This window comes from Streptomyces sp. ID05-26A (assembly GCF_033794685.1).
Lineage (GTDB): Bacteria > Actinomycetota > Actinomycetes > Mycobacteriales > Pseudonocardiaceae > Lentzea.
Map to the genome: position 1 here is coordinate 1,643,099 of NZ_JARAYZ010000002.1, position 12,434 is coordinate 1,655,532.

General features: G+C 69.8%; 8 protein-coding genes. 4 read left to right on the forward strand and 4 right to left on the reverse strand.

Features of this window, described 5'->3' with window-relative positions; translation table 11 throughout:
* Positions 1 to 181 precede the first annotated feature (181 nt).
* Entirely contained in the window at positions 182 to 3,121 is a 2,940-nt protein-coding gene (locus PV646_RS23165) for an AfsR/SARP family transcriptional regulator (protein ID WP_500344264.1), read from the reverse strand.
* Positions 3,122 to 3,391: 270 nt separating this feature from the next.
* On the opposite strand from PV646_RS23165, the gene PV646_RS23170 reads away from it, so the two are divergent.
* Positions 3,392 to 4,633 (forward strand): nucleotide sugar dehydrogenase, encoded by a 1,242-nt coding sequence (locus PV646_RS23170; protein WP_500344265.1) that lies wholly within the window; start codon positions 3,392 to 3,394, stop codon positions 4,631 to 4,633.
* Positions 4,633 to 5,727: a hypothetical protein gene (locus tag PV646_RS23175; protein WP_500344266.1), complete on the forward strand. Its 1,095-nt coding sequence runs from the start codon at positions 4,633 to 4,635 to the stop codon at positions 5,725 to 5,727. The genes PV646_RS23170 and PV646_RS23175 overlap by 1 nt, the downstream gene beginning before the upstream one ends.
* A 100-nt stretch (positions 5,728 to 5,827) precedes the next feature.
* Here PV646_RS23175 and PV646_RS23180 read toward each other — a convergent pair whose 3' ends face one another.
* Together PV646_RS23180 and PV646_RS23185 are read right to left on the reverse strand one after the other, a co-directional pair.
* A complete protein-coding gene (locus PV646_RS23180; protein ID WP_500344267.1) occupies positions 5,828 to 7,861 on the reverse strand; it encodes an ATP-binding protein in 2,034 nt (677 codons plus the stop codon).
* Positions 7,862 to 7,937: 76 nt separating this feature from the next.
* The gene (locus PV646_RS23185; RefSeq protein ID WP_500344268.1) at positions 7,938 to 8,312 is read right to left on the reverse strand and encodes a nitroreductase family deazaflavin-dependent oxidoreductase; all 375 of its coding nucleotides are present in this window, start codon (positions 8,310 to 8,312) and stop codon (positions 7,938 to 7,940) included.
* 63 nt (positions 8,313 to 8,375) lie between these two features.
* Here PV646_RS23185 and PV646_RS23190 point away from each other — a divergent pair, with 63 nt between their 5' ends.
* The gene (locus tag PV646_RS23190) at positions 8,376 to 8,918 is read left to right on the forward strand and encodes an SMI1/KNR4 family protein (RefSeq protein WP_500344269.1); all 543 of its coding nucleotides are present in this window, start codon (positions 8,376 to 8,378) and stop codon (positions 8,916 to 8,918) included.
* Between the two features lie 131 nt (positions 8,919 to 9,049).
* Positions 9,050 to 11,272: a glycoside hydrolase family 3 N-terminal domain-containing protein gene (locus PV646_RS23195; RefSeq protein WP_500344270.1), complete on the forward strand. Its 2,223-nt coding sequence runs from the start codon at positions 9,050 to 9,052 to the stop codon at positions 11,270 to 11,272.
* Here the strand turns inward: PV646_RS23195 and PV646_RS23200 are convergent.
* On the reverse strand, positions 11,269 to 12,342 hold the full coding sequence (locus PV646_RS23200; protein WP_500344271.1) for a glycosyltransferase 87 family protein: 1,074 nt from the start codon (positions 12,340 to 12,342) through the stop codon (positions 11,269 to 11,271). The two genes, PV646_RS23195 and PV646_RS23200, sit on opposite strands and share 4 nt — an antisense overlap.
* Positions 12,343 to 12,434 lie beyond the last annotated feature (92 nt).

Below are 12,434 nucleotides of genomic sequence, written 5' to 3' on the forward strand. Positions count from 1 at the left end.
CTCCAAGCACCCCACCCTCTGCGATCTCGACGCGCCACGACCGGCTAGTGGTCGAGACCAATATTCCAGGTCAGTATCGGTCTGCCCCGCTATTTGCGAACACATACGCACTTTCTGTAGGCATCACCACCGAATAGAAGGACCCACGATTCGGTGACATTACGATTCCAACTCACGAAGGCTACGGCAACATTCTTCGTTCGCTGTGATCGTCGGTCTGAGATGAGAGACGTGAAGACGGCACCGCTGGTTGCTCGAATTCGCTGAGTTCTTCGAGATGCGCGCCGATCACGTCCGCCTGGGAATCACCGACGTCGCTGAACCCGGCGAACGCGGCCTCCCAGTGCCTGACGGCGAGGTCGAGCTCCCCCGCCTTCCACTCGATCTGGCCGAGCACGTCCAGGGCGACGGCTTCCGCCTGCCGGTCCATGCCGCGGCACAGCTCGACGGCCGAGGTCGCGTAGTGGCGTCCCAGCTCAAGGTCGTCGATCTTCACCATGGCGGCGAGCAAGGTGAGGGCACGTCCCTCACCGGGAGCGAAGTGCACCTGCTGGAACAGTCCCCTGGCCAGGTGGCAGTTGCCCAGCGCACCGACCGGCTGGCCCAGGTCGAACGCCAGCTGGGCCAACGCCAGCCGGCTTCGCGCCTCACCGAGGAGGTCACCTAGTTTTTCCCTGAGGTGCAGCGCTTCATACAGATGCGCACTCGCCTCGTCCAGCCGGCTCCCACGAGCACATGCCTCACCCAGCCGGTGCAGGATGCCCGCCCTGGTGTCGTCGCTGACAGCCAGAGCAAGCGCCTGCCGGTACATCTCGATCGCGCGCGGCACGCTGTGCGCACCCCTCAGGCACTCCGCCTGGTTGCGCAGGAGCACGGCCAGCGTCTCGGGGTCGTCACGGTCGCCGAAGATCGCCCGCGCCTCCTGGAAGCACCGATCAGCCGACTCGTAGTCGTGGCGTCCCGTCATGTGCACGTAGCCGAGGTTCTGGAGCGTGTCGACCAGGACACCCGTCTCCGCGAACTTGCGCGCGGCAGCGGCGCCTGCCTCCATCACGGCGACGACCGAGTCGTGGCGGCAGTAGCGGAGCAACAACTCGCCCACGCCGTTCGCCACCCGCCATCCGTGCTCGGGGTCGGCGACGTTGCGGACGAAAGCGACCAGCGCCGCCTCCTCGTCGAGACACCACCTGCGGACCTCGTCCTGGTCAGCGAACTCGCGCGGACGCACGCCGGGCGGCAGCGGCAGCATCGGCACTTCCTCGCGGAAGCCGACCACGCAACGGTCCGCGTGATGCACGGAGTGCGTGTACCACGCGGCCATCCTCGCCATCGCCGCTGCGAGGACCTCCGGCTCCTCGTCCAGCTCAGCACATTCCGAGGCGTACTGGCGCAAGAGGTCATGCATGGAATAGCGATCACCGTCGACCGAGTCGACGAGCCGGGTCCACATCAGTGAGTCCGCCAGACGGCGGGCGTCCTCGCGTTCGACTCCGACCAGCGCCGACACGATGTCGAGCGACACCTCACGCACGGGGTGCAGGCCGAGCAGCCGGAAGAGCTTGGCCTGTTCCGCTGTCAGGCCGCGGTAGGACAGTTCGAACGCGGTGCGGATGCTGCCCGGTGATCCGTCGCCCAGCGACAGCAGCGCGCGGCCGGTGGCGAAAACGCGAACGAAGTCTTCTAGCGAACGACGCGGCTGGGCCGCCACCTGCTCACCGATCAGGGCCATCGCGAGCGGCATGCCGTCCGCCAGAGCCGCGAGTCTGGAGACCGCGTGCGTGGCCGCGGAAGCCCTGCCTCCCAGGCGATTGCGCAACCACGCAACGGTTTCGCCGAGGTCGAGTGGGCTCACGGTCAGACAGCGAGCCCGGTGGTGGACGGCCAGGTCGCCGAGGCGGGCCCGGCTCGTGAGGAGCACGACGCAGCTCGACAACGCCGGCAGCAACGCGCGCACGTGATCGGTGTCGGCAACGTTGTCGAGGAGCACCAGCATGCAGCGGTTGGCCAGAATTTCGCGCAGGCGCGCCGTCCGGGCCTCCAGCGACGGGATCGAGTCGGCGGCGACACCGAACCCGATCAGCATGTCCTTCACGACCTGGGCTGCTTCCACCCGCGGGCCCTGTGCCACACCGTCGAGCGAGGCGAACCAGCAGCCGTCGGGGAAACGACCGCGGACCGACCAGGCCCACTGCAGCGCCAGAGCCGTCTTGCCCACCCCGGGCGGACCGTCCAGCGCGATCAGGCGCGGCTGCGGGCGCGCGAGGTTGTTCAGCTCCTCCAACAGATCCGCGCGGCCGGTGAACGAGTCGGAACCAGGCGGGAGGTACTGGAGGCTCGGCCCGGCGGTGGCCGGCCCCGCACGGGGTACGTGCCGCTCCCGCAGCTCCTCGTAGAACGCCAGGAGCTCGTCCTCCGAGCCGTCGCAGATCTCCGACACGATCCGGCGCCGGACGTTGCGGTGGTAACTCGTCGCCTCGACCCGCTTGCCCAGGCCGAACAACGCCACCAGGCGATGCCGGGCCAGCATGACGTCGAGTTCGTGTTCCGGCTGGATCTCGTTGAGATGCAACAACATCTGGTCAAAGCGGCCGAGCTTGCCCAGGCCGTAGAGCAAGCCGTTCATGACTGCCAGGTAGTGATAGCGCACCATCGAGTCGCGGCGATCGCACGCGACATCGCTGTCCATGTCAGCGAACAGTTCGCCGCTCCACAGCTTGATCGCCTCTTCCGAGATCGCGCATGCTTTCTCGTAGTCCGGCGGAGACTCGTGTGCCGCTTGCTTCGCCTGCCTCGCCAGGTCGATCGAGGCGTAGAAGTCGATCAACGACCGATCCACGTCGAGCTGGTAGGCACGCTCCACGTTGGAGATCACTCCCGGCAGGCCCGCGTCGCGCAGGGCTGCCTTGATGCGGGCGACGTAGGTCTGCAGGGTCGGGTAGGGGTTGCTCGGCCCGTCGTCCGACCACACCCACTTTTCCAGCGTGCGCACCGATACCGGTTTGCCCGCGTTGAACAACAGCACTGCGAGAACGGCGCGCGCCTTCGGCTTCCCCCAGTCGTGGACGAAGCCGTCTGCCGTCCTCAGGCCTGTGCGCCCGAGAATCCTGAATGCGATCTCCACCCGCGCCACCCCTCGCCAGGTGCATCTCTCCCGCAAGCAGTGTGCTCCCAACCATGGGGGCTTTCCAGCGAAGTTGCTGATTCGAAGCCCGATCGGCGTACTGAAAGCATTGTGAAACCGCAAGCAGTCCAGCGCGCATGGAAAACGCTTCCAAGCATGCGGCGACACAGCGTTTCACCTGCGCGTTCAGCGAACTCACCCTGCACGGAAAGGCTTACGGGCAAAGTCACACCGCACCTTGGTGTCCACAAACCCATTGGGAGGTGCGTTGTGGACATCATCGACATCACCGTCATCGGACTGGGCTTCACCGGATTGCCGACCGCGGTCGCGGCCGCGAGGTCTGGCATGACCGTTCTCGGCGTGGATGCGAGTGCGGAACGGGTTCGCGAGATCAGCGAGCAACGGCCCGGCTGCGGACTCACGACGGTCACCGAGCACGAGCTGAATTCCGCGTTGGCCAGCGGTCGTCTTTTGTTGCGGCACAACACACAGGGAATTCCGCACTCGAACATCTACGTCCTGTGCGTGCCGACGCCCGCTGGACGGCACGGCCGGCTCGACGTGTCGTTGCTCGCTCAGGCGGCCGACGAGGTCGCGAGGGCCATGCGGCCGGGCGCGCTCGTGATCGTGCAGAGCACCTGTGCGCCGGGCACGGTCGAGGAGGTGGTGCTGCCCCGCATCGCCGCCGTGTCGGGACTCTGCGCGGGACTCGACTTCCACCTCGCCCACTCGCCGGTGCGCACGGACCCCGGCAACGTCGGCGTGGACACGGTTCCGCGGGTCGTCGCGGGGTACACGCCACGCTGCACGGAACTCGCGGTGCGGTTCGTGAGCCGGGTGGCGCGACGGGTCGTGGCCGTCAGCTCGACCCGCGCGGCCGAGCTGGTGAAGATCTTCGAGAACACCTTCAGGATGGTCAACATCTCGCTGGCCAACGAGCTCGCGGCGTTGTGCCGGGCCCAGCGCGTCGACGTCGACGAGGTGCTGGAGGCCGCCGGCAGCAAGCCGTACGGGTTCCTGCGGCACCGGCCGGGGCCGGGCGCGGGCGGTGACTGCATCCCGGTGTCGGCCGGGTTCTTCACGGCCAGTGCCCGCCGGCACGGGCTGCACTCGCCGGTGGTCGACGCGGCGATCGCGGTGAACGACGCGATGCCGGCGCACACCGTGCACCGGGTCCGCGAGGCGCTCGCCGCGCGCGGGCTGCCTCCGTTGCGGCGCAGCAAGGTGCTCGTCGCGGGCGTGACCTACAAGCCGGACACCGCGAACGTCCGACAGTCCGCCGCGGTGCGGGTGATCAACGAGCTGAGCGGTGAGGCGGACGTGGCCTACCACGACCCGTACGTGCCGAGTCTCGTGCTCGACAACGGAACCACGCTCGTCTCCCAGCCCGTCTCGGCTCCGGCCGACCTCGTGCTGATCATGACGAGGCACGCGGCGCACGAGCCGGTGCGGCGGGACGACGTGCCGGTCTTCGACTGCTCCTCCGGTGACCCGGTGGAGGTGGCGTGATGTGGGAACCGTTCGGGCTCGGCGCCGAGCGCAGGGTGACCGTGCCGGACTGCCGCCAGGTGCTCGTGATGGTGCCGCACCTCGTGGCGGGCACGCGGTTGATGGACGTGCTGCCGCTGCTCTCGGCAGATCCACGGGTGCAGGTCGTGTGCACGGTGCCCACCGGATCGCCGCCGGGCACCGAGGAGTTCGTCGCGGGGCGGGGACTCGCGACCACGCCGTGGGAGAACGCGCTGCGGCACCGGTTCGACCTCGTCGTCGCCGCGAGCCATCGCGGCACCGACCTGGTGCACGGCCCGGTGATGGTGCTGCCGCACGGCGCGAGCGCGGCGAAGTCCCGGCGGCTGCACGGTCACGGCCTGGACCGGGCCTCGCTCACCCGAGCGGGCCGGGTGGTGCCGGCGGGGATCGTGCTCGCGCTGGACGACGAGCTCGCGCTGCTGTCGGAGGCCTGTCCCGAAGCGGTGCCGCACGCGGTGGTCGCGGGTGACCTCTGCTTCGACCGGATGAGCGCCAGCCTGCCGTTCCGCGAGGACTACCGGTCCGCCGCGGGCATCGCGCCGGACGAGACGCTCGTGACGATCACCTCGACGTGGACGGCGAGGTCCACGTTCGGCAGCCGGCTCCCCCTCTACCGCGCGCTGGCGCGGCAGACCCGCACCGCGGCGGTCCTGCACCCCAACATCTGGCAGGTGCACGGCGCGTGGCAGGTGCGGGCGTGGCTCGCCGACTGCCCGGGACTGATCATCGTGCCGCCGGAGGAGGGCTGGCGGGCGATGGTCGTCGCGAGCGACGCGGTCGTCGGTGACCACGGCTCCGTGACGCAGTATTCCGCCGCAGCAGGAATTCCGCTCGTTCTCGCCCGCACACCGCAGGTCAGGACGGACAGCCTCGCCGATCGGCTGGCTGGATCGGCACCCCTGCTGGACCTCACCCGGCCCGTGGTGCGGCAGGCACGACGGGTACCGCTGACGATCAGCTCCCGGCCCGGTGAGGCGGCGGCGGTGCTGCGCCGCACGATGTACCGGTTGCTGGACCTGGCCGAACCGGAGCGGGAGTGCGTCGCCGAACCGGTTCCGGTGCACCGTGCCTGACGGCGTCGAGCGGGCCGGCGACCTGCTCGTGGCGCACGTCGGCCGTGCGCCGGCCAGGTGGCTCGGGATCGCGGACGTCATGGTGTGCCCGCCGATGCCGTCAGCGGGGGTCGCGGTGCTGCTCGCCGGTCTGCTGCTCGGGGATCACGTCGGCTGCGAGGCGGTGCTCGTGCCGTTCCAGCAGGTCCCGCACGCGGACGGCGGCGGGGTCGGACGGATCGGGGAAGCACGCGAGCGCGGCGACGTAGTGCTCCCGGGCCTGCTCGTGGTCGTCCGCGAGCGTGCCCAGCAGCACCAGGGCGTCCGCGCGGTCGAACGGTGACGTGCGCAGGTCGTTGCTCGCCGATTCGAGCAACGACCTCGCGCGGTCGCGCTCACCGGTGTCGGCGCGGGCCCACGCGAGAAACGTCCTCACCCGCGCCCGTTCGACGGGATCGGTGAGCAGCGACTCGGCCAGTTCGAGCTCCGCGATCGCCTCGTCCGCGCGGCCCAGTTCGATCAACGCCTGGCCGATCCGCCGACGTGCCATGGCGACGCCGCGCTCACGACCGGGCTCGTTCCGCGCGCCGAGCACCCTCCGGTAGCAGTCGAGCGCGGCCGCCGGGTCCCCGCGTTCGAGGTGGGCCCGGCCGAGCAGCGACAACGCCGAGGGCTCGCTCACCGGGTCACCCAGGCCGGCGGCCAGCACGGCCTCGAGTTCAGCGGTGGCCTCCTCGTACCGGCCGAGGTTGAGGTAGGCCATCGCCAGCCGGGTCCCGAGCCTCGCCGCCGCCACCGGGTTGCCGGACTGGTGCGCCGCCGGGATGGCCAGCCGGTGGGTCTCGACCCAGTCCGTGTAGTGGTGGCCCTTGATGAAGAGGTGCCACATCGCCTCGCACAGCTGCCAGACCAGATCGGGCCAGCCGTGCTCGTGCGCGCAGCGCACGGCCGCGACGAGGTTCACCCGTTCCAGTTCGAGCCAGCCGGCCGCTCCGTCCGCCATCGCAACCGCCTCGCGGTAGGCGGGGCCGATCCGCTGCCGCCCCGGCATCACGGCCAGGTCGGCGGAGACCGCCGTCACGACACACCACTCGATCAACCGCCGCAGGCTCGCTTCCAGCGACGAGTCGGCCTTGGTGCGCGCGTGGGTCCGGAGCATGTCGTGGTAGCGGAAGCGGTTGTCGGCGATTTCGGTCAGCAGGTTCTTCTCCACCAGGTCTTCCAGTACCTCCGCGACGTCGTCCACCCGTCCGCCCACCATGGCCGCGGCCGGCTCCGCACCGAAACCCGCGCCCGGCAACCAGGCGCACAACCGGTACAGGCGGGCCTGCCGGGCGGGCAGGTCCACATAGGACCGGTCGAGCACCGCGGCGACCGACGCGTCGTCGTCCAGCTCCGGGAGGCGGTCGTCGCGCAACTCGGTCAGCTCCCGTCCCAGTGATCGCCGCGGCCGGGCCGACAACCGAGCGCCGACGACCGACAGCGCGACCGGGAGCCCGCCGCAGAGCCTGGCCAGTTCACCGGCGGCGTCGGGTTCGGCGGTGAGCCGGTCGTCCTGGACGAGCTCCTCGAGCAGCCGCACGGAGTCCCGTTGCCCGAGCGGCGCGACCTCGACGAACCGCGCGCCGTCGGTGCCGAGCGGGCTCAGCCGCCACCGGCTGGTGACCACGACGGTTCCCGAAGCCGGCAACAGGGGCCTGACCTGCGCGGACGACACCGCGTTGTCCAACAGCACGGAAAAGGCGCGGCCGGCGGTGACCGAGCGGAACAACGCCTGCCGTGCCGCGAGCGATCCCGGCGCGTCCCGCATCCCGAACGCGTGCAGGAACCACTCCAGCGCGTCCTCGGGCGCGACCGGCCCGTCCGGTGAGTGCGCGCCCAGGTCGACGTAGAGTTGCCCGTCCGGGAACTCCTCGCGCCGGTCATGCAGCCACCGCAGCGCCAGTGACGTCTTGCCCACCCCGCCCGGCCCGCTGATCACCAGCAACGGCCAGCCCTCCAGCGCCGCGAGCTCGTCCTGCCTGCTGACGAAGCAGCGCGGCGCGGGCGGCAGCTGGAACGGCACGGGTACCGGCTCCTGGTGGTGCAGGTGCACCGTCCCGATCGACGACGCCTGCACCACCCGGCCCGCACTGCCCGACATCACGTTTCGCACTGGTCCCGCCCTCCCCGTCAGTCCAAGCTACGGCTAGGAGGGCTGCGAAATCTTCCATCACACGGGTAGCGGCGCGTCACTTCACGACGAGGTCCATCCTCAGGAACTCGGTGATGCGGAGAGACCTCGGCGGACGTTTCACACCCTCGGCCAACGCGCTGAACGCCTCCGCCTCGCTCACCACGCGGGGCGCGGACACCTCGACGTCCTCGCCGTTGATCGTGAGCTTCGCGTGCCCGGCGGCCATGACGTTGCGCACCCAGTCGGACCGCGAGCCGTAGACCAGGACGACCAGGTAGCCGCCGTCGACCGGGTGCGCCTCCATCGGTGTGCGGTAGAGCATTCCCGAGCTGCGGCCGACGTGGGTGAGCACCGCCCACTTGCCGCTCTTGAGGGCGTGCGGGTTGAACACGCGCTTGTTGATGTGCCCCCACCACCTGGGCATCGGCATGTCGGACTCCTCTCCTGGTCCAAGACGCGGCCGGCAGCGGAACTGTTGAAGTAGCGTTCGCGCGTGGAGATCACCGACGACCGCGCCTTCCCCGCCGCGCTGGCCGCTCTCAGCGGCATCGACTTCCCGTGGGAGTACGACGAGAAGGCCGACGAGCCCTCGCCGGCCAACATGGACTACGAGCCGTACGACGAGTTCGAGTCGGCCGAGGACACGGCCGACTGGCTCCGGCATTGGACGGGCAACAAGGAACTCGACAGCGCCCGGTTCCGGCTCTTCGGGAAGGACGGCACGGGCGGGCTGGCGGTGCTGTGGCTGGTGCGGGAGGGGCCGTTGACCGCGCAGCCCGTGATGTTCTTCGGGTCGGAGGGTGAGGTCGGGCCCGTCGCGACGAGCCTCGGTGAGTTCCTGTGGTTGCTCGCGGGCGGGGTGGGGCCGCAGGAGGCCGTCGAGTTCGGGTCGGAGAGCGGTGTGCCGAACGCGGAACTGCGTGCCGTCGCCGAGAAGTACTCCGGGATCAAGCCGCGCACGCCCGCCGAGGTGCTGGCGGCGGCGCGGGCGGAGTTCCCGGACTTCGCGGAGCAGGTCCAGTCCTGGTGCCGATAGGACCAGCAGGGGAACCGGTACTCGTTCCGGTTCCCCGATGGTCTATACCACTTGGTGAACTAGGGTTACGCTCCGGCCAACCCTGTTGTGCCGCAAGGTAAACAGGACCTCATCCCCCGGAGGTCTGCCCTGTGAGAAAGTTCCTCGCGGCCGCACTTCTGCTCGGTGCCGCCGTCATCCCCACCGGAACGGCCGCCGCGGCCGATCCGATCTACAAGGACCCGACCCAGCCGATCCCGGCGCGCGTCGCCGACCTGCTCGGGCGCATGTCGCTCGACGAGAAGGTCGGGCAGATGACGCAGGCCGAGCGCAACGCGGTCAGCAACGCGGACCTCACGAACTTCCGCATCGGGTCGCTGTTGTCCGGTGGCGGTTCCGCGCCCTCGCCGAACAACGCCACGTCGTGGGCGAACATGTACGACGACTTCCAGCGCGCGGCGATGGCCACACCGCTGGGAATTCCCATGATCTACGGCGTGGACGCCGTGCACGGCCACAACAACGTCGTCGGCGCCACGATCTTCCCGCACAACATCGGCCTGGGCGCGACGCGTGATCCGGGGCTCGTGCAACGGATCGGCCGCGCCACCGCCGAGGAGGTGTCGGGCACCGGCATCGACTGGGACTTCGCGCCGTGCCTGTGCGTCGCGCGCAACGACCGCTGGGGCCGCACCTACGAGTCGTTCGGCGAGACGCCCCAGGACGCCACGTCGATGACGACGATGATCACTGGTCTGCAGGGCGCGAAGCTGTCGGACTCCGGCTCGGTGCTCGCGACGGCCAAGCACTGGATCGGCGACGGCGGCACGACCAACGGCACCGACCAGGGCAACACGCAGGTCAGCGAGGCCGAACTGCGGGCCACGCACCTGCCGCCGTTCCGCGACGCCATCGCCAAGGGCGTCGGGTCGGTGATGATCACCTACAGCAGCTGGAACGGCACGAAGCTGCACGGACACAAGTACCTGATCACCGACGTGCTGAAGAACGAACTCGGCTTCAGCGGCCTCGTCGTGTCGGACTGGAACGCCATCGACCAGATCGACGGCCAGCCGGGCTTCACCGCCGCCGAGGTGCGCGACTCGATCAACGCCGGCCTCGACATGATCATGGTGCCGACCGCGTGGCGGAACTTCATCACCTTCCTCAAGCAGGAGGTGCAGGCGGGCCGTGTGCCGATGTCGCGCATCGACGACGCCAACCGCCGCATCCTCACCAAGAAGTTCGAGCTCGGCCTGTTCGAGAAGCCGCTGACGGACCGCTCGTACACGCCGACCGTCGGCAACGCCGCGCACCGCGCGCTGGCCCGCGAGGCCGTGCGCAAGTCGCAAGTGCTGCTGAAGAACCAGAACGGCGTGCTGCCGCTGTCCAAGACGTCGTCGAAGATCTTCGTGGCGGGCAAGAGCGCGGACAACATCGGCTACCAGAGCGGTGGCTGGACGATCTCCTGGCAGGGCGGCAGCGGTCCGGTGACGCCGGGAACCACTGTGCTGCAGGGAATCCGGAGCGCCGTGTCGTCGTCCACGACGGTGACGTACAACCGCAACGGCTCCGGCATCGACGGCTCGTACCAGGCCGCGATCGCCGTGATCGGCGAGACCCCGTACACCGAGGGCGCCGGTGACCGGCCGGGCGGTCTCGGTCTCGACGCCGAGGACATCGCGACCCTGAACACCCTGCGCGCCACCGGTGTCCCGGTCGTCGTGGTGCTCGTGTCCGGCCGCCCGCTGGACATCGCGGCGCAACTGCCGCAGTGGCACGCCCTGGTCGCGGCCTGGCTGCCGGGCACCGAGGGCAACGGCGTCGCGGACGTGTTGTTCGGCGACCACAAGCCGACCGGCACGCTGCCGTTCACGTGGATGCAGAGCGCCTCGCAGCAGCCGATCAACGTCGGTGACGGCAAGGCTCCCCTGTTCGCGTACGGCTTCGGCTCGCAGTTCCCGGCCACGCAGAACGCGTACGGGATCATCGGCGCCTCGTACTACGACGAGCAGCGCGGCACGCAGGTCGAGCGGTGCACCGACTCGGGCTGCGGCCAGAACGTCGGCTACCTGACGCCGGGCGACTACGTGGCCTACGCGGACGTCGACTTCGGTGCCACACCGCCGACGTCGGTGACCACGCGCCTCGCGTCCGGCTCCACCGCCAACGGCACCCTGCAGTTCCGCCTCGACAGCCCGACCGGGCCTCTGGTCGCGACGGTCTCGGCGGCGAGCACGGGTGGGTGGCAGACGTGGACGAGCCGCACCTCGGCCGCGTCCGGAGCGACCGGTGTGCACCGGCTGTACCTCGTGGCCACCGGTGGCACGGGTGGTGACCTGGCGAACGTGAACTGGTTCCAGTTCGCCCGTTAGACCGGTGGCTGGACGGGGACCCGGGCGGGAACCCCGTCCAGCCACCTCTGCCCGACCCGCACGGCGCACCAGCCGAGGAACGCCAGCCCCAGCCAGACATAGGTGTTGCCGACGACGTGCTGCCACCACGTCCACCCCAGCTCCTTGTCCCCCGCCGTGGGCATCAACCAGTGCGGCCCGACCGCGAACACCGCCGCGACCGCGATCCGCACCCTGCCGCGCAACAACACCAGCGCCGGCGCGATCCACACCCAGTGGTGCGACCAGGAGACCGGTGAGATCAGCAACCCGGCCGCCGCGGTCGCCACGAGAGCCGTCAGGTCGTCCCGCAACCGCGGGAGCACCACGACCGTCAACGCCAGCACCGCCGCCACCGCGACGAACCACCAGAACTCCGGTGCGCCGAGCCGGACCAGCAGGCCGCGCAACGACTGGTTCGCGCTGTACGAGAGACCGCCGACGCGTTCCGGGTCGAGCATCGCGTGCAACCAGAACTGCTTCGCCTGCCCAGGTGCGAGCAGAGCGCAGCCCACGAACGTCGCCACGGCGGTCAGCGCGGGCCGCCATCGCCCGCGGCACAGGAAGAACAGCACGAAGACCGCCGGGGTCAGCTTGATCGCGGCGGCCAGCCCGACGAGCATTCCGCGCGGCCAGACCGTACGGGGCAGCAGGCAGTCCAGGGCGACCAGCCCGAGCAGGACGAGGTTGATCTGCCCCAGGTCGAGGGTGATGCGCAGGGGTTCGAGCAGCAGGAACACCGCGATCAGGCCGAACCCGGCGAACGTGCGGGCGGCCGCCGTGAAGAGGCCGATGCCCACCACCGAGAACAGAAGTGCCGCGGCGGCCAGGGAAAGTGGTGTGAGAGCGCTGAACACCATCGCCGCGAAGGGCGGGTAGGTGAACGGCAAACCCCGGTAGGCGTGGAAGTTCGCGGTGTACAGATCGGTGCCGGCCAGCCACGCCTCGCCGCCCGCGAGGTAGACGCGGAGGTCGATCAGGCCGGTGCCGAAGCTCCGCGCCAAGACCCAGATGAGCAGACCCGCAACCGTTGCGCCCCAGAGGTTTCTCACACTTCAGAACTCTGCTGCGCGACGGTGTGCCGCGGGATCGGCCGGAGAGCACCGAGATCATGGCCGTTGAGGCAGCCACGGCGGCGGAACTG

Excerpts from the sequence above, each read along its gene's own strand:
- PV646_RS23175 (WP_500344266.1), top strand. The coding sequence starts at position 4,633 with ATGTGGGAACCGTTCGGGCTCGGCGCCGAGCGCAGGGTGACCGTGCCG.
- PV646_RS23185 (WP_500344268.1), bottom strand. The coding sequence starts at position 8,312 with ATGCCGATGCCCAGGTGGTGGGGGCACATCAACAAGCGCGTGTTCAAC.